20 protein-coding genes are annotated in these 19,360 nt (G+C 72.2%); 10 read left to right on the top strand and 10 right to left on the bottom strand.

Annotated features, from left to right (window positions below; genetic code table 11):
* Window positions 1-15: 15 nt before the first annotated feature.
* Entirely contained in the window at window positions 16-678 is a 663-nt protein-coding gene (locus ACFZCY_RS16370; protein ID WP_391173301.1) for a TetR family transcriptional regulator, read from the bottom strand.
* 180 nt (window positions 679-858) lie between these two features.
* Here ACFZCY_RS16370 and ACFZCY_RS16365 point away from each other — a divergent pair, with 180 nt between their 5' ends.
* On the top strand, window positions 859-2,085 hold the full coding sequence (locus tag ACFZCY_RS16365; protein ID WP_391173298.1) for an acyl-CoA dehydrogenase family protein: 1,227 nt from the start codon (window positions 859-861) through the stop codon (window positions 2,083-2,085).
* A 12-nt stretch (window positions 2,086-2,097) separates the two neighbouring features.
* Here ACFZCY_RS16365 and uppS read toward each other — a convergent pair whose 3' ends face one another.
* The 5 genes from uppS to ACFZCY_RS16340 all read right to left on the bottom strand — a co-directional run bounded on the left by uppS (window position 2,098) and on the right by ACFZCY_RS16340 (window position 5,879).
* Complete coding sequence (gene uppS, locus ACFZCY_RS16360; RefSeq protein ID WP_391173295.1) at window positions 2,098-2,901, bottom strand: polyprenyl diphosphate synthase; 804 nt, start codon at window positions 2,899-2,901, stop codon at window positions 2,098-2,100.
* 128 nt (window positions 2,902-3,029) lie between these two features.
* Window positions 3,030-3,854, bottom strand: a complete 825-nt coding sequence (locus ACFZCY_RS16355) for an SAM-dependent methyltransferase (protein WP_391173291.1) — start codon at window positions 3,852-3,854, stop codon at window positions 3,030-3,032.
* A gap of 65 nt (window positions 3,855-3,919) precedes the next feature.
* Window positions 3,920-4,531 (bottom strand): hypothetical protein, encoded by a 612-nt coding sequence (locus tag ACFZCY_RS16350; protein WP_391173289.1) that lies wholly within the window; start codon window positions 4,529-4,531, stop codon window positions 3,920-3,922.
* A 242-nt stretch (window positions 4,532-4,773) separates the two neighbouring features.
* Window positions 4,774-5,013: a DUF397 domain-containing protein gene (locus ACFZCY_RS16345; protein ID WP_391173287.1), complete on the bottom strand. Its 240-nt coding sequence runs from the start codon at window positions 5,011-5,013 to the stop codon at window positions 4,774-4,776.
* The gene (locus ACFZCY_RS16340) at window positions 5,013-5,879 is read right to left on the bottom strand and encodes a Scr1 family TA system antitoxin-like transcriptional regulator (protein ID WP_391173285.1); all 867 of its coding nucleotides are present in this window, start codon (window positions 5,877-5,879) and stop codon (window positions 5,013-5,015) included. The genes ACFZCY_RS16345 and ACFZCY_RS16340 overlap by 1 nt, the downstream gene beginning before the upstream one ends.
* Window positions 5,880-6,168: 289 nt before the next feature.
* Between ACFZCY_RS16340 and ACFZCY_RS16335 the strand changes: the two genes are divergently transcribed.
* Window positions 6,169-7,569 carry a hypothetical protein gene (locus tag ACFZCY_RS16335; RefSeq protein WP_391173282.1) on the top strand — a complete coding sequence of 467 codons (1,401 nt, stop codon included), beginning with the start codon at window positions 6,169-6,171 and terminating at the stop codon, window positions 7,567-7,569.
* Window positions 7,570-7,704: 135 nt separating this feature from the next.
* Here ACFZCY_RS16335 and ACFZCY_RS16330 read toward each other — a convergent pair whose 3' ends face one another.
* Entirely contained in the window at window positions 7,705-8,550 is an 846-nt protein-coding gene (locus tag ACFZCY_RS16330; protein WP_391173280.1) for an SDR family oxidoreductase, read from the bottom strand.
* A gap of 354 nt (window positions 8,551-8,904) precedes the next feature.
* Here ACFZCY_RS16330 and ACFZCY_RS16325 point away from each other — a divergent pair, with 354 nt between their 5' ends.
* The 4 genes from ACFZCY_RS16325 to ACFZCY_RS16310 all read left to right on the top strand — a co-directional run bounded on the left by ACFZCY_RS16325 (window position 8,905) and on the right by ACFZCY_RS16310 (window position 11,941).
* Window positions 8,905-9,483, top strand: a complete 579-nt coding sequence (locus ACFZCY_RS16325; RefSeq protein WP_391173276.1) for an ATP-binding protein — start codon at window positions 8,905-8,907, stop codon at window positions 9,481-9,483.
* On the top strand, window positions 9,480-9,947 hold the full coding sequence (locus ACFZCY_RS16320) for a hypothetical protein (RefSeq protein WP_391173273.1): 468 nt from the start codon (window positions 9,480-9,482) through the stop codon (window positions 9,945-9,947). Before ACFZCY_RS16325 ends, ACFZCY_RS16320 begins: the two co-directional genes overlap by 4 nt.
* A 59-nt stretch (window positions 9,948-10,006) precedes the next feature.
* Window positions 10,007-10,768: a TSUP family transporter gene (locus tag ACFZCY_RS16315; RefSeq protein WP_391173270.1), complete on the top strand. Its 762-nt coding sequence runs from the start codon at window positions 10,007-10,009 to the stop codon at window positions 10,766-10,768.
* A gap of 114 nt (window positions 10,769-10,882) precedes the next feature.
* Entirely contained in the window at window positions 10,883-11,941 is a 1,059-nt protein-coding gene (locus ACFZCY_RS16310) for an RICIN domain-containing protein (protein ID WP_391173267.1), read from the top strand.
* A 39-nt stretch (window positions 11,942-11,980) separates the two neighbouring features.
* Here the strand turns inward: ACFZCY_RS16310 and ACFZCY_RS16305 are convergent, their stop codons facing one another.
* The gene (locus tag ACFZCY_RS16305) at window positions 11,981-12,817 is read right to left on the bottom strand and encodes an NmrA family NAD(P)-binding protein (RefSeq protein ID WP_391173264.1); all 837 of its coding nucleotides are present in this window, start codon (window positions 12,815-12,817) and stop codon (window positions 11,981-11,983) included.
* Entirely contained in the window at window positions 12,810-13,235 is a 426-nt protein-coding gene (locus ACFZCY_RS16300; protein WP_391173261.1) for a nuclear transport factor 2 family protein, read from the bottom strand. The genes ACFZCY_RS16305 and ACFZCY_RS16300 overlap by 8 nt, the downstream gene beginning before the upstream one ends.
* A gap of 108 nt (window positions 13,236-13,343) precedes the next feature.
* On the opposite strand from ACFZCY_RS16300, the gene ACFZCY_RS16295 reads away from it, so the two are divergent.
* The 4 genes from ACFZCY_RS16295 to ACFZCY_RS16280 all read left to right on the top strand — a co-directional run bounded on the left by ACFZCY_RS16295 (window position 13,344) and on the right by ACFZCY_RS16280 (window position 18,363).
* On the top strand, window positions 13,344-13,997 hold the full coding sequence (locus tag ACFZCY_RS16295; protein ID WP_391173258.1) for a TetR/AcrR family transcriptional regulator C-terminal ligand-binding domain-containing protein: 654 nt from the start codon (window positions 13,344-13,346) through the stop codon (window positions 13,995-13,997).
* A 129-nt stretch (window positions 13,998-14,126) separates the two neighbouring features.
* Window positions 14,127-14,981, top strand: coding sequence for a caspase family protein (locus ACFZCY_RS16290; RefSeq protein WP_391173255.1), 855 nt, complete (start codon window positions 14,127-14,129; stop codon window positions 14,979-14,981).
* Window positions 14,982-15,069: 88 nt separating this feature from the next.
* Window positions 15,070-17,184 (top strand): SpoIIE family protein phosphatase, encoded by a 2,115-nt coding sequence (locus ACFZCY_RS16285; protein WP_391173252.1) that lies wholly within the window; start codon window positions 15,070-15,072, stop codon window positions 17,182-17,184.
* A 39-nt stretch (window positions 17,185-17,223) separates the two neighbouring features.
* The gene (locus ACFZCY_RS16280; RefSeq protein ID WP_391173248.1) at window positions 17,224-18,363 is read left to right on the top strand and encodes an asparaginase domain-containing protein; all 1,140 of its coding nucleotides are present in this window, start codon (window positions 17,224-17,226) and stop codon (window positions 18,361-18,363) included.
* Between the two features lie 7 nt (window positions 18,364-18,370).
* Here the strand turns inward: ACFZCY_RS16280 and ACFZCY_RS16275 are convergent, their stop codons facing one another.
* Window positions 18,371-19,360, bottom strand: coding sequence for a helix-turn-helix domain-containing protein (locus ACFZCY_RS16275; protein ID WP_391173245.1), 990 nt, complete (start codon window positions 19,358-19,360; stop codon window positions 18,371-18,373).

Genomic DNA, 19,360 nt, shown 5'->3' with positions numbered 1-19,360 from the left:
CCCGTAAGGGGGCGCTCAGAACCCCGGGGCGCCGATCCGGTCGTCCACCAGGGCCAGCCTGCCCCACAGCAGATCGGTGAGGTGATGCACCAGCTGCTCGCGCGAGCAGGGCCGCTCCCGCAGCCACCAGTCGCCTGCGGCGTGCATCATGCCGACGATCCCATGGCCCCAGATCCGGGCCACCTCCTCGCCGCCGGGGCCGAGTTCGACCCGGTCGGCGATCACCTTGGCCAGCTCGTCGCCCATGCGGCGCAGCAGCGGGGCGGAGTGGTGGCCCACGTCGAAGCCCTGTTCCTGCTCCTGCTGCTGGCCCTGGTCGGCCGGATGCATCAGGAAGCGGTAGACCTGGGGCCGGGCCTCTATGGCCGCCAGATAGGTGTCCAGTGTGGCCGCCACCCGTCCGCGGCGGTCGGGCGCGGGGGCGTCCAGGGCGTTGCGCAGCGAGGCGAGCAGGCCGTCGGTGTGGCGTACCGCGAGGGCGCGGTAGAGCCCTCCCTTGTCGCCGAAATGGCGGTACAGAATGGGCTTGGTGATGCCCGCTTCCGCGGCGATCGCGTTCATCGAGGCTTCGGGGCCGTCGCGCAGCACCACCCGGTCGGCGGCCTCCAGCAGCTCCTTGCGCCGCCGTGCGGCGGCCTGCTGCTGGTGGTCCTCGCGCTGGCTGGTCCCGGTCTCCATGACGTGGCCTCCCCGCCCCCTGATGTTTCACGCGTTACATGTATGGGCTCCGCGTATCTGCGCAACGTAACACCCGCCCGGGACAAGGGGTTCGCGCGGCCGTGGAGTTGACATCTCCTACTGGCCGGTAACAGACTGCTGTTACCGTAGGTAACAGCAGATGCAGCAGGTGGAGGGGCCATGGCGGAGTTCTCGTTCGAACTCAACGAAGATCAGAAGGCAGTGCGCGAGTGGATCCACGGCTTCGCCGCGGACGTCATGCGCCCCGCCGCCGCGGAATGGGACGAGCGCGAGGAAACCCCCTGGCCGATTATCCAGGAGGCCGCCAAGATCGGCCTGTATTCCCTGGACTTCTACGCCCAGCAGTACTTCGACCCCACCGGCCTCGGCATCCCCATGACCATGGAGGAGCTGTTCTGGGGCGACGCGGGCATCGCCCTGTCCATCGTCGGCACCGGCCTGGCCGCCGTCGGCGTGCTCGCCAACGGCACCGAGGAGCAGATCGGCACCTGGATCCCGCAGATGTACGGCGACGCCAATGACGTGAAGGTCGCCGCCTTCTGCTCCTCCGAGCCCGACGCGGGCTCCGACGTCTCCGCCATGCGCACCCGGGCCGTCTACGACGAGGCCAAGGACGAATGGGTCATCAACGGCACCAAGACCTGGGCCACCAACGGCGGCATCGCGGGCGTCCACGTCGTGGTCGCGGCCGTCGACCCGGAGCTCGGCTCCAAGGGCCACGCGTCCTTCATCATCCCGCCCGGCACCCCCGGCCTGTCCCAGGGCCAGAAGTTCAAGAAGCACGGCATCCGCGCCTCCCATACCGCCGAGGTGGTCCTCGACGGCGTACGGGTGCCCGGCAGCTGCCTGCTCGGCGGCAAGGAGAAGCTGGACGAACGCCTCGCCCGCGCCCGCGAGCGGGCCACGGCGGGCGGGGAGCGGCTGAAGAACGCCGCGATGGCCACCTTCGAGGCGTCCCGCCCGGCCGTCGGCGCCATGGCCGTCGGCACCGCCCGCGCCGCGTACGAGGTCGCGCTCGACTACGCCAAGACCCGGCAGCAGTTCGGCCGCCCCGTCATCGACAACCAGGGCGTCGCCTTCCAGCTCGCCGACATGCGCACCCGGATCGACGCCTCGCGCCTGCTGGTGTGGCGCGCCTCCTGGATGGCCGTGAACGGCAAGCCCTTCGACTCGGCCGAGGGCTCCATGTCCAAGCTGTTCGCCAGCGAGACCGCCAAGACGGTCACCGCCCAGGCGGTCCAGATCCTCGGCGGCAACGGCTTCACCCGCGAGTACCCGGTCGAGCGGATGCACCGCGACGCAGCGATCTACACCATCTTCGAGGGCACCAGCGAGATCCAGCGCCTGGTCATCGCCCGCACCCTCTCCGGCGTCCCGATCCGCTAGGACTCTCCCGCATCACCTCGCGCCGAAGCGGCGTTTGCGCCCCGCGAACGCCGCCAGCAGGCCGCGCAGTTCCTCCGCCGTGAAGTCCGGCCACAGCGTGTCCACGAAGAACAGCTCCGCGTAGGCCGCGCGCCACAGCATGAAGTTCGAGATCCGCTGCTCCCCGGACGTCCGCACCAGCATGTCGATGTCCGGGAGGTCGCCGTGCGGCAGGTGCCGGGTGAACAGCGCCTCGTCGATCAGGCCCGGGTCCAGCGCCCCGTCCGCCGAGGCCCGCGCCAGCGATGTCGCCGCGCGGGCGATCTCCTCCCGCCCGCCGTGGTTGAAGCAGAAGGCCAGCGTCATCGCGCGGTTGCCGGCCGTCTCGGCCTCGGCCCGGCGCAGCGCGGCCAGGGTGGAGCGGGGGAGGCGGGCCTCGGAGCCGAGCCAGCGCAGCCGTACGCCGCGCTCGCCGTACGCGCGGAAGACGTCGGCCAGCTGGGCGGTGAGCCGCATGAGGGCGGCCACCTCGGCGCGCGGCCGGTTCCAGTTCTCGGTGGAGAAGAAGAACAGCGACAGATGCTCGACGCCCTCCTCCAGCGCCGTGTCCACCACGCGCGGCAGCGCCAGCACCCCCGCCTCATGGCCCCGGGTGCGGGAGAGGCCGCGTGAGGACGCCCAGCGGCCGTTGCCGTCCATGATGATGGCCAGGTGCCGCGGCCGCGCCGAGCTCTCCTCCCGGGGGCCGCGCTGCCGTACGACGGCGGCCTTCCCTGCGACGGACGCCCGCAAGCGCCGTTTGACCGAGGGCACTCTCCAGGCTCCGACCTCGAACACCCGCGCGTCCCTCCGCCTCGGCTTCCCCGGTGCCGTGTCTGACGACGGGGCGGGGCCGCGGGTTACCTGCCCGGTGGCCGAACCATTCGTTTGGTCGGCACGGCCGGCCGGTTCGGCGACGGCCCTCGTCATGGTTTCCGCGCGACGCCCCCGTGCACATCCGTCGTCTCGACGGGCGTCCCGGACGGCCCGGGCCGCCACAGCGGACACGAGACGATACCGGGTTCGACCAGCTCCAGGCCGTCGTAGAAGCGGCTGATCTCCTCGAGGCCGCGCAGCACGTACGGCACGGCGCCGGTGTCGTCGTAGCCCTGCTGGGCCTCCTTGAGCGCCTGGTCGGTGTCGGTGCTGTCGTAGTGCACGAAGTAGCTGCCGGAGGGCAGTGCCTGCTGTAACCGGCGGACGATCGACACCGCCGCGTCGTAGTCCTGGATGTGCCCGAGGATGCCCATCAGCATCAGGGCGATGGGCTGCTCGAAGTCCAGCGTCTTCGCCGCCATCTCCAGGATCCGCTCCGGCTCGTGCAGATCGGCGTCGATGTAGTCGGTCTCGCCCTCGGGGGTGCTGGTGAGCAGCGCCTGCGCGTGCCGGAGCACCAGCGGGTCGTTGTCGACGTAGACGATCCGGGCCTCGGGCGCCACCCGCTGGGCGACCTGGTGGGTGTTGTCGTAGGTGGGCAGCCCGGTGCCGATGTCCAGGAACTGGCGGATCCCGCACTCGCCCGCCACATGGGTGACGGTGCGGATGAGGTACGCGCGCGAGGCGCGGGCCATGACCTCGATGTTCGGGGCGACCTCCCGGTACTGGTCACCGGCGATCCGGTCGACCTCGTAGTTGTCCTTGCCGCCCATCCAGTAGTTCCAGATCCGGGCCGAGTGCGGGACGGTCGTGTCGATCTTCGACCACGCCCGCTGGTCGGGGCCGGGGCCGGGGGCGGACGAACCGTTGGTCATCGGGACTTCTCCTGCCGTACGTGATGCCTGTGGGAGGCTCCAACTTACCGACTCTGCCCGGGAGTTCAGCGATTCCCGGCATAGCGGCGGACGGGTGAGCGAATCCGTGGCAGGCGGCGGGCGAAGGAGGCCGTCTGGAGCGTCACCGGAGTCTCGCCCGGGCCCGGCTCCGCGCCCGGACCGGAACCGGGCTCCATCGGCGGCTCCTCGTCGACCGTGACCACCGGGGCGTGCTGGGCGAGGGTGCGGAAGGCGTGGTCGAAGCCGGTCAGCGCGGCGTCGATCTCCGCGAGGTCCGCCGCGCCGGCGCCGCGCGCGGCCAGCCGGTCCTCCAGCACGGTCGCGGGCGCGGTCACATGGACGAACGCCCCGTCGCGCTCGGCCACCGCCTCCGCGAAGTCGAACGCCTGGATCCAGGTGACCCGGGAGTGCCCGCGCCGCAGCGGCCCGTAGACCAGCTCGCCGACCAGCCCCGCGTCCACCGCGAGCGCCCCGTCGTGCTGGAGCAGCTCGCGGTAGGGCCGGACCGGGTCCAGGTGCGGGAGGTCGGGGGAGGGGCGGGTGACGGCGAAGCCGTGCCGCTCCGCGAGCCCGGCCAGCAGCCCGTCCCGGCGGACGCCGTCACACCCCTCGACGATCAGTGTGCGCCGCTGTGGATACGCGTGCTGGAGCTTCATCCCGTCTTCCCGTCGTTCCGGAGCGACCCGGATTGGATGGAGGGACGACACCGCCGCCCGCCACGGCGCCTTCAGTGTGCGTGGCGGGGTGGCGGGGGCGGGAGTGCGCTACGGGGTTGTGCGGTTGTGCGCCCGTAGTGGTTTTCGAACCATGGCCCGTCAGGGGGTACGCCCGGCGCGCCTTGGGGGCGGCCGCCGGATGGGGGCCTGTGTGAGGCCTGCGCGATGCCGACGCGAGGGGCCTAGGCGATGAGGAAGTCGGCCTCGCCCGCCTTGGCGGCCTCCAGGAAGGAGGCGACCTCGGAACGGGTGTAGATCAGGGCGGGCCCGTCCGGGTCGGTGGACTGGCGGAGGGCCACCCGGCCGTCCGCCAGCCGCTTGGCCTCGATGCAGGTGCCTCCGTTGGACCCGCTCCAGGGCTTTTCCCAGCCCTCCGTACCCAGGTCCGTGGCCGGCATCCCGGTGTAGACGGGGTCTGTCATCACAGCTCCTTACGCAGTTCGGCCAGGATGGTGCTGGTGTCGCCGATCGGGTCCGCCTGGACCGCCATCCGGTCCAGGACCTCCAGATAGGCCCCGACCTCCTTCGGCCGGTCCACGTAGACCGCGCCGGTGAGGTTCTCGGTGTAGACGACGTCGGGCAGTTCGGAGAACCCGAAGCGGAAGTAGTGGAAGGGGCCGAAGGCCCCGGGGTGCGGCCCGGACGCGAAGCGCATGATCTGCAGCCGGACCTTCGGCATCGACAGCGCGTCGATGATGTGATCGATCTGGCGCCGCATCACCTCGCTGGGACCGACGGGGCGGCGCAGCACGGTTTCGTCGAGGATGGCCCACATGATCGGCGCGTCCGGCTTGGTGAGCAGGCTCTGCCGCTGGAGGCGCAGGGCGATCCGGCGCTCCAACTCCTCCTCGGTGTCGTTGGGGAAGCCGATACGGAGCACCGCCCGGGCGTAGTCCTCGGTCTGCAGCAGCCCGGGGACGTAGTGCGGCTCATACGCACGGATGACGGTGGCCTCGCTCTCCAAGCTGACATACGCACTGAACCAGTCGGGCAGTACGTCCCGGAACTGATGCCACCAGCCGGGCTGGTTGGCCTCCCGGGCGAGGGCGAGGAAGCTCTCGATCTCCGGTCCCCGGACGCCGTAATTCCGCAGCAGTTCCTTGACGTACGGGATCTTGAGGCCGACTTCCGCCTTCTCCATCCGGCGCACCGTCAACGGGGTCACTTCGATGGCCTGAGCTGCCTCTTCGAAGGAAAACCGGGCCCTCTCCCGCAAGTGCCGCAACCGCTTGCCGAGGACCCTGCGTAAGACGGTGGGGGCGGCGCCGCTCGGCCGTGCCTCGCTCACGTCCCGCCTCCCGGAGTGGCTGTCATATGCCTGCACAGTGTGCCTGGACAGTGTGCCACGAGCCCGACGACACAGACAGGGCTATGCGGATCGTTCTGAAATTATCAGAACGAAGGTTGCGGGGTGAGTGACCCACCACGCATAGTGAGCGGGTGACCCATCTCACCCTCCACGGCGGGGGCTCCCAACCTCCTTTGTCCACAACGTCGTTGACACAGCCGTTGAGTACGGCGCCGTGCGGCGGGGATCCCGAAACCCTCCGTGGCGCGTGCCGGGGAGGGTTACGGTGATGCCGGGCGCACAGCCGGGAAGCGGGCGCCAGGGCGCCCCCGCCAACGCCGCGTTGGCCGCGGCCCTCAAGGAATCCGGTTGCTCCTACGCCTCGTTGGCGCACCGGGTCAACGAACTGGGCCGCAGACAAGGACACGAGTCGAACTACGACAAGGCGTCCGTCACCCGCTGGTTGCAGGGCGGACAGCCGCGCGGCAACACGCCCGAACTGATCGCCGCCGTGCTCTCCCACCGGCTCGGCCGGCCGCTGGCGCCCGCCGAGCTCGGCTTCATCGCCGACCGTCAGCGCCCCGTCGTCGCCAGAGCGCTGGCCTACCGGGAGGACGTAGCAGAGACCTTGCACACGCTCGCCGAACTCGGCTCCACCGATATCTCCCGCCGCAGCCTGCTGGGCGCGGTGCCCTTCGTCGCCGGAGCCCTGGTGACCCCGCAGCGCGAATGGCTGCTGTGGCTGGTCGAGAACCAGGACACCCCCCGGCTCTCCTCCGCGGCCGATGGCGGCCGTGTCGAGCAGGTCCACGCGGCCATCAGCATGTTCGACGAGATGGACAACCGCTTCGGCGGCGGCCAGGTCCGCGCCAGCATCGTGCTCTATCTGTCGACCGAGGTCGTGCCGATGCTCCAGCAGCGCGGCGCGCCGCCGCACGAGCGGCGCCAGCTGTTCACCGCGGCCGCCAAGCTGGCCGCGATGGCCGGCTGGAGTTCCTACGACAACGCCGAATACGGCCTGGCCCAGCGCTATATGACCCAGGCGCTGCGGCTGTGCGCCGAGGGCGGCGACCGGGTGCTCGGCGGCCAGATCCTGGCCGGCCTGTCCCATCTGGCCACCAACCTCGGCCAGGCGGAGTCGGGCGTCGAACTGGCCCGGGTCGGCGTCGCCACCGCGAAGAACGCGGGCAGTCCGCTCGGTCTGATGCGGCTGCACGCCATGGCCGCCCGCGGTCATGCGGCGCTCGACCAGCCCCGGGAGGCGTCCAAGGCGCTGCGCGCCGCCGAAGCCCAGCTGGAGGCGAGCCGGGGCGCCCAGCAGGAGTCGCCCTGGGTGCGCTTCCTGGACCACCACTATCTGGCGGCCGAGGCGGCCCTGTGCTTCCGGGACCTGGGCAACGCGACGGAGGCCGAGAACGCGGCCACCGAGTCGGTGCGCGCCAACGCCGACCGGCGCCGCCGCCAGGCCATCAGCCGCTCCGTCCTCGCCACGGCCTACCTCCAGCAGAACCGGCTGGACGAGGCCATCGGCACCGCGGGCGAGGCGCTGGACACCCTCAGCGGGGTGCACAGCGAGCGCTCGATCCAGGCGCTGCGCGACTTCCGCAGCCGGCTGCGGCCCCGGCGGGGCGAGCCCATGGTGCGCGAGTTCGAGCATCGCTCCCGGGCGGTGCTCGGGTCCGCGGCCTGACCGCGGCGCGCGGCGGGCCCCCGGAGCGGGGGACCGGGGGTCTGCCGGGCGTACGGGCGTACGGGCGTACGGGCGTGGAGGGGGTCACCGGATCGGGTGACACCCCCCTTCGTCCCCTTCGTCGCCGATGGGGCGTCAGTAGCCGTTCGGGGTGGGGGCGTTCTGGGCCCGGTCCACGGGCACATGCGCGCCCGAGACCCCGCTGGAGGCGTCGGAGAGCAGAAACGCCACGACCCGGGCGACCTCCAGCGGTGTGACCAGCCGGCCGGCCGGAACCTCGGCCGTGAACCGGGCGTACCTCTCCGGCTCCTCGGCGCGCATCCGGTCCCAGCGCTTGCCGGGGATGAGCATCGAGCCGGGTGAGACCGCGTTCACCCGGATGTGGTCCGGGCCCAGTTCGCGGGCGAGTGAGGCCGCCAGATGGATCTGGGCGGCCTTGGCCGCCCCGTACTGCGCCTGCGGTCCCGGTTTCCAGCCGGAGATGGAGGCGACCACCACCACCGAGCCGCCGCCGCTGTGCCGCAGATGCGGCACAGCGGCCTTGACCAGCCGCGCCGTATGGCCGACGTTCAGCTCCCAGGTCGCCGACCAGTCCCGGGCGTCCGCCTCCTGCAGTCCGCGGCCCCGCGCTCCACCCGCGCACGCCACGACGCCGTCCAGCCCGCCGAAACGTTCCGCTGATGCCTGGACGAATGCCTCCAGCCGGTCCGGCGCGGTGAGATCGAGGGCCTCGGTGAACAGCGCCCCCGGCGGGCTCGTATCCGGCTCCGAGGACAGCGACGCCTCGAGGGCCCGCAAGTCCTCGGCCGTCCGCGCACAGGTGGCCACCCGCGCGCCGGTGGCGGCCAGCAGCCGCACGATCTGTTCGCCGAGCCCCCGGGTGCCCCCGGTGACCAGCACGCGCTTGCCGTCCAGACGGAACACACCGGGCAGGCCGGGCCCAGCGGCCGGGGCGGATTCCCCGCCGCGGTCCCCGCTCACGCCTGCCCCGCCAGAGCCGTGCGGCCCGAACCACTACGCCCGTACAACCGGACAACCCCCATGCCCTCTCGCCCACCGGTCGGTTCAACCGTTTTTCTACATGACGGTGACCGATGACGCTCCGAGCTGCCGTCGAAGGAGGAACCATGCCGGTATCCGGCATCCATCGCGACCGCGTCGACTCCGTCCGTGGCAGCCGGTCCAGGCGGGTCGGACGGGGGGCGCGCACCAACCGCCACCGGCTCAGATGCAGCGCTGTCAGTCGCCGGCAAGCGCCTACCCGCGTAACCGAATGTCAACCACTCCATGTGCCTGTATGTCATGAGAGCCCACAGACCGACGAGGACGGACACCGTGAGCCGATCCCTCCCAGGACTGCCGCAGCGGCCGGCACCGGCCGATGACGAGGACCTGGGGCGCGATCGCCCTGCCCTCGCGGTGTCCGTCAACCGCCACTGCATCCGGATCACCGGGCCCGAACCGCGCGGGGAGGGGCCGATGAGCGCCCTGGTCGCCCGCCGCCTCTTCCGGGCCGAATTCCCCGCCCTTCCCGACCGTGCCGCCGCGGTGCGGCGCATGGTCACCGGCCATCTGAACGACTGGCGGCTCGGCGCGCTCGTCGACGGTGCCGTCCTCGCCACCAACGAACTGTTCGCCAACGCGGTCGAGCACGGCAGCTCCGGCCCCGCCGACACCGTGACCATCACCGTCTCCCTGGAGGCCGCCGGATGCTTCGGCCATGAGCTGCGGGTCGAGGTGGCCGACGGCTCGCCCGTCATTCCCGTCTTCCGCCGCGCTTCGCCGACCGAGGAGTGCGGCCGCGGTCTCGCCATCGTCGACTGCCTCGCCAGCGACTGGGGCACCGAGCCGCCGGACCCCGGGGGCGAGGGGAAGAAGGTGTGGTTCACCCTGCCGCTCGAGCGCGCCTCATGAGCCCTGTGGGCGGCACCGTGGAGACCGATGCGGCCGACTGGCTGCTGTCCGCCAGCGACGACCCCGGGCGGATACGGCTCCAGTGGGCCAGCGGCGAGGGCCTCGCCGATCTGCCGGTGGGCACCGTCTTCGACCTGGTCCGGATGGCCGACGACATCGGCACGGCGGTGATCCAGTCCCTGCAGCGGCGCGACGCCGCGACGGGGCCCGTGATGCTGGCGACTACGAGCCATGTGCTGACCTTCCTCGTCCCGCCCGGCTCCGCGGCCGAGTGGAAGCGCTGGCTGGCCGGGACCCCGTACGCCCGCCGCCGCACGGTCGCGGCGGCCGGGGCGGGCCGGGTGCTGCGATGCCCCCGCCCGGGGTGCGTGCGGCGCGGCCATGTCTGGCTGACCCGGCCCGGCGACGGCCTCACCGACAGCCGTACGCTGCGGGCGGCCCTGGAGGAGGCGGCGGGGCGCTGAGGGGCCCGACCCCACCCCGCCGCCTCCGCGCAGGTGGGGACGTAGCATCGTGTCGTGGCATGAACACCATCGCCCTCTGGGAACTGGCCGCGCTCGCCGGTGCGGCCCTGCTCGTCGGCTTCTCGAAGACCGCCGTCAGCGGGGCCAACACGGTCAGCCTCGCCATCTTCGCGGCCGTACTGCCCGCCCGTGAGTCGACGGGGGTGCTGCTGCCGCTGCTCATCGTCGGCGATGTGCTCGCCGTGTTCACCTACCGGCGGCACGCCCACTGGGCCACCCTGTGGCGGCTGCTTCCCGCGGTCGCGGTCGGGGTGGTGGCGGGCTGGGCGTTCATGCTGTGGGCCGACGACGCGGCGGTGCGCGTGTCGATCGGCGCGATCCTGCTGTTCATGGCCGCCGTCACGGTGTGGCGACGGCGTACGGGGGCGGACGGGGCGGCGGCCGGTCAGCCGGCCGGCGGCGCCGGGGGCCGGGCCAAGGCCGGTTCGTACGGCGCCCTCGGCGGGTTCACCACCATGGTCGCCAACGCGGGCGGCCCGGTGATGTCTCTCTACCTGATCTCCTCCGGTTTCCGGAAGCTCGGCTTCCTGGGCACCTCGGCCTGGTTCTTCTTCATCGTGAACGTGTGCAAGGTGCCCTTCAGTGTCGGTCTCGGCCTGATCGACGGCGACTCCCTGAAGCTGGACGCGGGCCTCGCCCTCTTCGTGATCCCCGGCGCCATCCTCGGCAAGCTGTGTGTCGACCGCATCGACCAGCTGCTCTTCGAGCGGCTGGTGATCGCGGCGACCGTGGTGGGCGGACTGCAGCTGCTGCTGCGCTGACCGGCCCGAGCGCTGACCGTGGCGCACTGCCGCGGAGCCAAAGAGAGCGATAGCGTACTGAACGAGGTGGATTGCATCACCAACGCGTTAACCGAATAAGGGGGTTGTTCCGGTATGAAATCGCCCAGACTCAGTGGCTTACGTGGAACGTTCGCCGTCCTCATCGCCGCGTTCGCCGTCGTCCTCGGCCTGGCCGCGCAGGCCGGGACGGCCCGGGCAGATGACGGACCGGGGCTGACCGGCCTGAGCTTCACGTCGGTCAACAGCGGCCGCAACCTGGACGTACAGAACGGCAACACCGGGGACGGCGTCTTCATCGTCACCAACTCCGCGCCGGGCCACCATCAGAAGTGGCACGCCAACACGCAGGCCGACGGGGCGTTCACCCTCGTCAACGACGACACCGGCAAGTGCGTCGAAGCCGGCTACCCGCTCAGGCAGCAGTCCTGTTCCGCGTCGTCCGGCCAGCGCTGGTACTTCCAGCCCGTGAGCGGCGCCGGCGACACGTTCATGATCCGCAACGCCGGTGACAACAAGTGCATCGACGTCGTCCTGGCCGCCCAGTACGACGACGCGTGGACCCAGACCTACGGCTGCAACGGCAGCAAGGCGCAGCAGTGGAAGATCCCCTCGTCGGCGACCGGCGCCGCGCTCCGGGCCGCTGTGGATCACGCGTCGAAGCGCTGCCAGAAGGACGCGGCGACCTGCTCGTGGACGAAGGGTTCCCAGGCCCCGGCCGAGCCGCTGCCGAAGAGTTGCGTCTCTCCCGTCTGGTACAACGGCACCGAGGCGCCGGTCCCGTGGACGTTCTCGCTGAAGACCAGCACCGGCTGGTCGAGCAAGCTCGGGGTGTCGTTCACCGGGCAGATCGGCGCGGGAAGCGCGAGCCCTGTTCAGACCAGCGTCAGCCTCACCATCTCCGGTGAGGTCAGCTACAGCCTGAGTGAGGAGCTCGGCAACAGCCTGACGATCAGCGTGCCGTCGCATCAGTACGGATGGGTGGCGCTGTCGGAGCTGGCGACGAAGGTGACCGGTGAATGGACCTTCGACGCGAACGGTTTCCCGTGGAAGGCGCAGGACACCGTCACGGTCCCGCTGCGGAGCGACGACCAGGGCCGGTCCAGCATCTATCTGGCGCAGACCAGCCCGGACTTCACGTCCTGCAACAGCTGAGCCGGAAGGTGGGTCCGCGCGGCCGTGCGGACCCACCGTCTACGCCCAAGCCGCCCGGTGGGCTGTGGCGAAGTCCCGGAACGACCGGGGCTCGCGGCCGGTGATCCGGAGGACCGTATCCGTCGTACGGTCCTCCGCGCCGCCCCGGATGTCCTCGTCCAGGCCCGCCAGCACCGCCGCGAACTCCTGCGGTATCCCCGCGTCCGCCAGCCTCTCCCGCAGCGCCCCGGCCGTCACCGTGACATGGTCGACCCGGCGCCCGGAGACCTCGGCCACGACGCGCGCCGCGTCCGCGTAGCTGAGCGCCTGCGGGCCGGTGATGACGTGGTCCGTGTTGTGCGGGCGGTCGTCCAGCAAGGCCCGGACGGCGACGGCGGCGATGTCGTCCGCGTCGACGAAGGCGACCCGGCCGTCACCGGTGGCGGTGACGATCCAGCCCTCGCCGCGGATGGCATGGGCCACCGCGTGGTCGCCGGTGAAGTTCTGCATGAACCACGAGGGCCGCAGCACCGCCCATTCGGGCACCGTGTCCCGCACGAGCCGGTGCAGGGCGCCCAGGCCAGGGGCGTCGGCGGGGACCGCGGAGGAGCTGAGCAGCACCACCCGCCGTACGCCCCGGCGGAGCGCGGCGGCGAGGAACGGTTCGACGAGGGGCACCGGGTCGGCCTCGCCGACGGGGGCGACCAGATAGATCCGCTCCGCCCCGCTCAGCGCGGCGGCGTGGGTGGCCGGGTCGTACCAGTCGAAGCGCACCCCCTCCGGGCCGGGCCGCCGGGCCGCCGCCCGGACCGGCACCCCGCGCTCCCGCAAGCGCCGTACGACGCGCGAGCCGGTGTTCCCGGTCGCGCCGGTGACCAGCACGGTGGGTTCAGCCATCGGTCCGGCCTCCCTCGGCGGCGAACGTCAGCCCGTCGTCCAGCATGAGCGGATTCCAGTAGTCCCGGTAGGAGACGATCTCGCCGTCCCGGACGGTGATGACGGCCACGTAGTCGATCCGGTGCGCGCGGCCGGTGGCGACGGCGACGGCGTCCACCGTGAACTCCACGATCAGCACGCCCGGGTCCGCGGTCCGGTGGACGGCCTCGTGGACGACGGCCCGCAGATCGATGTGGTCGGTGTAGTCGCGCACGTACTCCCGCACCGCCTCGCGGCCCTCCAGCCTGCGCGGCCACCCGGGCGGGGCGAACGGGAACTCCATGGTGCCGTCCTCGGCCCACAGATCCGCGAACCCCTGCATGTCGTGGGCGAGCAGAAGCTCCCTGGCCCGCTCGTACACCCTGACGCGTTCGTCCATGACGGTTTCTCCTCCGGTGGATGGACGGAATGAATGGACGGGACGGTACCGTCCCGTTCGCAATGTAAACAGAACGATACCGTCTCGTCCATCTGGTAGGGTCGGCCCATGCCGGACCCCTCCCGCCCCGCCTCGCCCGCCCGGCGCGCCCCGAGCGGCGCCGCCACGCTGCGCCCCCACAAGACCGAGGCCATCCGCGCCGCCGTGCTCGACGAACTCGCCGAACAGGGCTACGCGCGGCTGTCGATGGAGGCGGTCGCCAAGCGGGCCGGGGTCGGCAAGAGCGCGCTGTACCGGCGCTGGTCCTCCAAGCAGCAGATGGTCATCGACATCGCATCCGAACTGAGCGTCGCGATGGTCGACCTGCCCGACTCCGGGTCGCTGCGCGGCGATGTGCTCGCCGCGCTGCGCGCGGTCACCGACTGGCTGACCCATCCGCGGTTCAGCCGCATCATCCCGGACCTGATCGCCGAGGCACGCCGGGACGAGGCGCTGTCGCGGGCGCTCGCCGACAGCATCGGCGGGCCGCGCCGCGCCCGCGCGGCCGCGCTGCTGGACCGCGCGATCGCGCGCGATGAGCTGCCGCCGGACACCGACCGCGAACTGGCGCTCGATCTGCTCGCCGCGCCCGTCTACTGGCGCATCGCGGTGCGGGGCGTGCCGCCGGAGCCCGGCTATCTGGAGCGCACCGCCGACCTCGTCGTGCACGCCCTGTCGGCCCGGGGCGCGCGAGCCCGGCAGAATCCGGAAGACACCCCCTAGTTCCCCGTATGGGCCCGGAAAACAGGGCGGAGCGGTACGCGCCGCCGCATCATCCTGGGGAGGGCGAGCCATCGCCCGCGGGGCGGCCGCGCCGCGCACCTGCCGACGACCGCGACCCGAGGAGCCCCCATGCCCATCGGTCTCTCCGTCCACATCGGACTCAACCAGGTCGATCCCGTGGCGTACGACGGCTGGAACGGCGAGCTGAGCGCCGGCGAGCAGGACGCGGCCGACATGGCCCGGCTCGCCGGTGCCGCGGGCTTCGAGGTCGGCGGCCCGCTGCTGACCGGCGCCGCCACCGCCGAGGCGGTCACCTCCGCGCTGGAGACCGCGGCCGGCCGGCTGGCCGAGGGCGACATCCTCTTCCTCACCTACTCCGGCCACGGCGGCCAGGTGCCCGACCTCAACCACGAGGAGACCGGCGACCGGCTGGACGGGACCTGGGCGCTGTACGACCGTCAGCTGGTCGACGACGAGCTGTTCGGGCTGTTCGGCAAGTTCGCCAAGGGTGTGCGGATCTGGATGCTCTCCGACAGCTGCCACAGCGGCACCGTCGCCCTGCGGCTGCCCGAGATGCTCAGCCCCGGCGAACTCGGACGCCGCTTCGCCACCGACGACCCCCGCGAGGTCGGCAGGAGACTGCGGGCCATGCCCCAGCCCGTGCAGTCCGCGCTCTACGCACGGGACCGCGACCTCTACGACCGGATCCAGAAGATCCACACCGCCAAGGACCTGGCGAAGATCGACGCCGAAGTGCTGCACATCTCCGGCTGCCAGGACAACCAGACCTCCGCCGACGGCGTCGTCAACGGGCTGTTCACCGGCACCCTGCTGGAGGTCTGGCGGGGCGGCGCGTTCCCCGGCAGCTACCGCGCACTGCACCGGGAGATCGTCAGAAGGATGCCCCCGGACCAGACCCCCCATCTGTCGCTGGCCGGATCCGCGCGCCCCGTCTTCGCCCGGCAGCGCCCGTTCACCATCTGACCGTGACCGCGTCCCCCATCGGTGGTGCGGTGGTGCGCCGGGCGAGGTATGACAGAGGGAGGGCACGGCGAGCCGGTGAGGTGCCGGTATGACGACGCATGACCGTCTTGACCAGGACAGCGAGGCGGCCCGGACGGGCGGGGACGGCCTGACCACCGTCGCGGGCGGGGTGCTGGACCTCCTGCGGGTCGCCGCCGTGGTGCTGGACGCCGACGGCCGTATCACCCTGTGGAGCCCCGAGGCGGAGCTGCTGTTCGGCTTTCCGGCGGCCGAGGCCCTGGGCCGCCGCGCGGACCGGCTGCTCGTCCGCCCGGAGGACCGGCGGGCGGCCGTGGAGCTGTTCGCCCGGGTCCGGGCGGGCGACACCTGGGCGGGCGTCTTCCCCGTCCGGCGCCGGGACGGCGCCACCGTGCGCGTCGAGTTCCACACCATGGGCCTCCACGACGTGCACGACGACGCGTACGCCCTCGGTCTGGCCGCCGCCGAGGAGACCGTACGGAGGGTCGAGACCGACCTGGCCGTATCGGGCCTGCTGATCGAACAGTCGCCCGTCGGCCTCGCGGTCTTCGACACCGAGCTGCGGTGGCTGCGCGCCAACCCCTCGCTGCAGCGCATGAACGGCATGGCCGAAACCCTGGTGCGCGGGCGCCGGATCAGCGAGATGCTGCCCGGGCTCGACACCGAGGCCATCGAGACCGCCATGCGGCGCGTTCTGGCCACCGGGGAACCGATCCTGGACCAGCAGACCATCGGCCGGACCCCCGCCGACCCCGACCACGACCACGCCTGGTCGGAGTCGTACTACCGGCTGGAGGACTCCGGCGGCCGGGTCCTGGGCATCGCCATCTCGATCATCGACGTGTCCGCACGCCACCGGGCGGCCAGCGAGATCGCCGAGGCGCGCGAGCGACTGGCCGTCGTCGCCGACGCGGGCGTCCGCATCGGCACCACCCTGGACCTGCGGCAAACCGCACAGGAACTCGCCGACGTGGCGGTGCCCCGGCTCGCCGACCTCGCGGCCGTCGACGTCCTCGACGCGGTGGTGCACCGCGAACCCGTGGCCCGGGTGCGCAGCGACGGCTCCGCCCGCTTCCGGGCGCTCGCCGTCGCCGCGGGCTACCCCACCGACGCCGTCCACGCCGCCGACCCGGTCGGCGAGATCGCCCGCTACGGCCCGAGCCGCCTGATCACCCGGTGCGTGCGCGACGGCAAGCCGATCCTGCTGCCGCACACCTCCGAGCAGGACATACGCCGTATCGCGCGCGACGACGACGCCGCCGAGGTGCTGCGGCGCGAGGGCGTCCACTCCTCCATCGCGGCCCCGCTCATCGCCCGCGGCAGCGTGCTCGGCACCCTCAGCCTGCACCGCACGGTCAACGCCAGGCCCTTCGACGAGGACGACCTCACCCTCGCCAGTGAGCTGGCCATCCGCGCCGCCCTGGCCATCGACAACGCCCGGCTGTACGGGCGTGAACGGGACGCCGCACTGACCCTCCAGCGCAGCCTGCTGTCCCTGCCGCCGCGCGAACTCGACGGCCTGGAGACCGCCTCCCGCTATCTGCCCGCGGTCAGCGCCGCGGGCGGCGACTGGTTCGATGTGCTGCCGCTGCGGGGCGGCAGGGTCGGCCTGGTCGTCGGGGACGTCATGGGCAAGGGCATCCACGCCGCCGCGATCATGGGGCAGCTGCGCACCGCGACCCGCGCCTTCTCCAGGCTCGACGTGCCGCCCGTCGAACTGCTGCGCCACCTCGACGAGATCACCCGGACCCTGGGGGACTCCATCGCCACCTGCCTGTACGCGGTCTGCGACCCGCGCACCGGGTACTGCCAGCTCTCCACCGCGGGCCATCTGCCGCCGGTCCTGGTCCACCCGGGCGGCGACGCCGAGCTGATCGACGCCCCCACCGGCGCACCGCTGGGCGTCGGCGGCGTTCCGTTCGCCGCGGTCGACTGCGAACTGGCCGAGGGCGCGGTGCTGGCCCTGTTCACCGACGGTCTGGTGGAGAAGCGGCACGAATCGCTGGACGTCGGACTGCACACCCTGGTCCAGCTGCTGCGCCGCTACCACCACGGCCCGCTGGAGCGGATCTGCGACCAGGTGCTGGCCGCGCTGCACGGGGCGCCGGACGACGATGTCGCGCTGCTGCTGGCCCGGCTGTGCGGGCGCTCGCCCTCCGCTGAGGAACGTGGTTACGGTGGATAGTCCGTATATGGCCGTAAACGCCGCATTGGGTGGTATCCCATGCACCGCATCGCCCGCGGTTCCGCCGTCCTGATCACCCTGGTCGCCGTCGGCCTCGGCACCCCGGCCGCGGCCCTCGCCGCCGCCGAACGGACGCCGGAGCCGAGGCACGGACCCGAGCCGCAGGTCGCCGTCATCGGCACCGGCGGCACCATCGCGGGCGTGAGCAAGAGCCGGGTGTCCTTCCAGAACTACGCGTCCGGACAGCTCCCGGTGTCCCGGCTGGTCGATGACCTCAGACCCGAGGTGAACCGGCTCGCGGACGTCACGACCCGGCAGTTCGGCAACAAGGACTCCAACGACTACTCCCTCCCCGAGTACCGGAAGCTCACCGCCGCGGTCGACGACGCGCTGCGCACCAACGACGCGGTCGTCGTCACCACCGGCACGGACACCATGGAGGAGTTCGCGTACTGGCTGGACCTCACCGTCCGCAGCGACAAGCCCGTGGTGCTCACCGGCGCGCTGCGCCCCTGGACGGTCATCGGCTCCGACGGCCCCGCCAACCTCTACAACGCGATCCGCCTCGCCGCGAGCGGCCGCACCACCTGCTTCGGCACCGTCGTCATGCTCAACGACCAGATCCAGGCCGCCCGCGAGGTCCGCAAGGCCGACGCGCTGCGGCTCAACGCCTTCACCAGCGGCAGCAGCGGTGAGCTGGGCGTCGTCGACCAGAACCACATCCGCATCGACCGGGCCCCGGCGCGCGTCCAGGAATGCGGCAAGCCGGGCTGGAAGACCCCCTTCGACCTGGACCGCATCGCCCGGCGGCCGCTGCCGAAGGTCGAGATCGCCTACAGCTACCAGGGCGCCGGGCCCGAGGCCATCAAGGCGTTCGCCGACGCGGGCGCAGCGGGCGTCGTCACCGCGGGCACCGGCGCGGGCGGCCTCTCCCCGGCCATGGCGGAGGCGCGCGCGGACGCGGTGAAGAACGGCGTGGTCTTCGCGTCGTCCTCCCGCACCGGCTCGGGGACGGTGTACGACCCGCACGTACGCGGTGTCGTCGGCGCCGAGGACCTGACCCCGCAGAAGGCCCGGCTGCTGCTGACGCTGTCGCTGGCGAGGACCCACAACGAGGACCGGATCCAGCACTGGTTCGCCACCCTGGGCACCGAACCGCTGGTGTCACCCCGGCGGTAGCCGCCGGTCACTCCCCGCGGAACGTGCGGCGGTAGGCGCTCGGGGAGACGCCCAGCGCCTCGCGCAGATGCATCCGCAGCGACGCCGCCGTGCCGAAGCCCGCCTCCGCCGCCACCTGGTCCACCGGCAGATCCGTCTCCTCCAGGAGCTGGCACGCCCGCTCCACCCGGCGCCGGGTCAGCCACCGCACGGGCGTCATCCCGACCTCCTCCCGGAACCGGCGCGAGAAGGTCCGCACGCTCATCGACTCGCGCGCGGCCAGCTCCGCGAGGGTCAGCGGGCGGTCGAGGCGGGTCAGTGCCCAGGCCCGCGCCTCCGTCGTGGAGGAGCCGCGCGGCGCGGGGACGGGGCGGCGGATGAACTGGGCCTGGCCGCCGTCGCGGTGCGGCGCCACCACCGCGCCCCGCGCGACCTCACCGGCCACCGCGGAGCCGTGGTCGAGCCGGATCAGATGCAGCAGCAGGTCGATGCCGGAGGCGTCCCCGGCGGAGGTGAGGACGTCGCCCTCGTCCGTGTACAGGACGTCGGGGTCCAGCTCGACCGACGGGAACAGCGCCCGGAACTGGTCCGCGGCCTGCCAGTGCGTCGTCGCCCGGCGCCCGTCCAGCAACCCGGCCGCCGCCAGGACGAAGGCGCCGGTGCAGATGGACGCGACGCGGGTGCCGGGCCGCCGGATACGGGCGAAGGCCCCCGCCAGCGCCGGGCCGAGACGGCCCTCGGTCTGCGGCTCGTCCTTCTCGTTGGCGGCCGGGACGATCACCGTGTCGGCCTCGGCCAGCGCCTCCGGGCCGTGGGCGACGTTCACGCTGACATCGGAGTCCGTACGCACCTCACCGGGCATCAGCGCACACGTCACCACCTCGTACAGCGGCTCACCGGCAGCCGAGACGGCCCGCCCGAACAGGCGGTGCGCCATGCCCAGCTCGAACGGCAGCATCCCGTGCCGCACCAGCACGGCCACCCGGTGCCGGTCCGGATGCGCGAAGACAGAGGCCAT

It is taken from the genome of Streptomyces sp. NPDC007983 (assembly GCF_042958345.1).
In the GTDB taxonomy this organism is placed as follows: domain Bacteria; phylum Actinomycetota; class Actinomycetes; order Streptomycetales; family Streptomycetaceae; genus Streptomyces.
The sequence above is the reverse complement of the archived record's forward strand: the minus strand, read 5'-3'. Positions and strand labels throughout refer to the sequence as shown.

Coding starts and splice junctions, on each gene's coding strand:
- ACFZCY_RS16370 (WP_391173301.1), bottom strand. CDS start 678: ATGGAGACCGGGACCAGCCAGCGCGAGGACCACCAGCAGCAGGCCGCC.
- ACFZCY_RS16365 (WP_391173298.1), top strand. CDS start 859: ATGGCGGAGTTCTCGTTCGAACTCAACGAAGATCAGAAGGCAGTGCGC.
- ACFZCY_RS16355 (WP_391173291.1), bottom strand. CDS start 3,854: ATGACCAACGGTTCGTCCGCCCCCGGCCCCGGCCCCGACCAGCGGGCG.
- ACFZCY_RS16350 (WP_391173289.1), bottom strand. CDS start 4,531: ATGAAGCTCCAGCACGCGTATCCACAGCGGCGCACACTGATCGTCGAG.
- ACFZCY_RS16345 (WP_391173287.1), bottom strand. CDS start 5,013: ATGACAGACCCCGTCTACACCGGGATGCCGGCCACGGACCTGGGTACG.
- ACFZCY_RS16335 (WP_391173282.1), top strand. CDS start 6,169: ATGCCGGGCGCACAGCCGGGAAGCGGGCGCCAGGGCGCCCCCGCCAAC.
- ACFZCY_RS16320 (WP_391173273.1), top strand. CDS start 9,480: ATGAGCCCTGTGGGCGGCACCGTGGAGACCGATGCGGCCGACTGGCTG.
- ACFZCY_RS16315 (WP_391173270.1), top strand. CDS start 10,007: ATGAACACCATCGCCCTCTGGGAACTGGCCGCGCTCGCCGGTGCGGCC.
- ACFZCY_RS16310 (WP_391173267.1), top strand. CDS start 10,883: ATGAAATCGCCCAGACTCAGTGGCTTACGTGGAACGTTCGCCGTCCTC.
- ACFZCY_RS16305 (WP_391173264.1), bottom strand. CDS start 12,817: ATGGCTGAACCCACCGTGCTGGTCACCGGCGCGACCGGGAACACCGGC.
- ACFZCY_RS16300 (WP_391173261.1), bottom strand. CDS start 13,235: ATGGACGAACGCGTCAGGGTGTACGAGCGGGCCAGGGAGCTTCTGCTC.
- ACFZCY_RS16295 (WP_391173258.1), top strand. CDS start 13,344: ATGCCGGACCCCTCCCGCCCCGCCTCGCCCGCCCGGCGCGCCCCGAGC.
- ACFZCY_RS16290 (WP_391173255.1), top strand. CDS start 14,127: ATGCCCATCGGTCTCTCCGTCCACATCGGACTCAACCAGGTCGATCCC.
- ACFZCY_RS16285 (WP_391173252.1), top strand. CDS start 15,070: ATGACGACGCATGACCGTCTTGACCAGGACAGCGAGGCGGCCCGGACG.
- ACFZCY_RS16280 (WP_391173248.1), top strand. CDS start 17,224: ATGCACCGCATCGCCCGCGGTTCCGCCGTCCTGATCACCCTGGTCGCC.
- ACFZCY_RS16275 (WP_391173245.1), bottom strand. CDS start 19,360: ATGGCCTCTGTCTTCGCGCATCCGGACCGGCACCGGGTGGCCGTGCTG.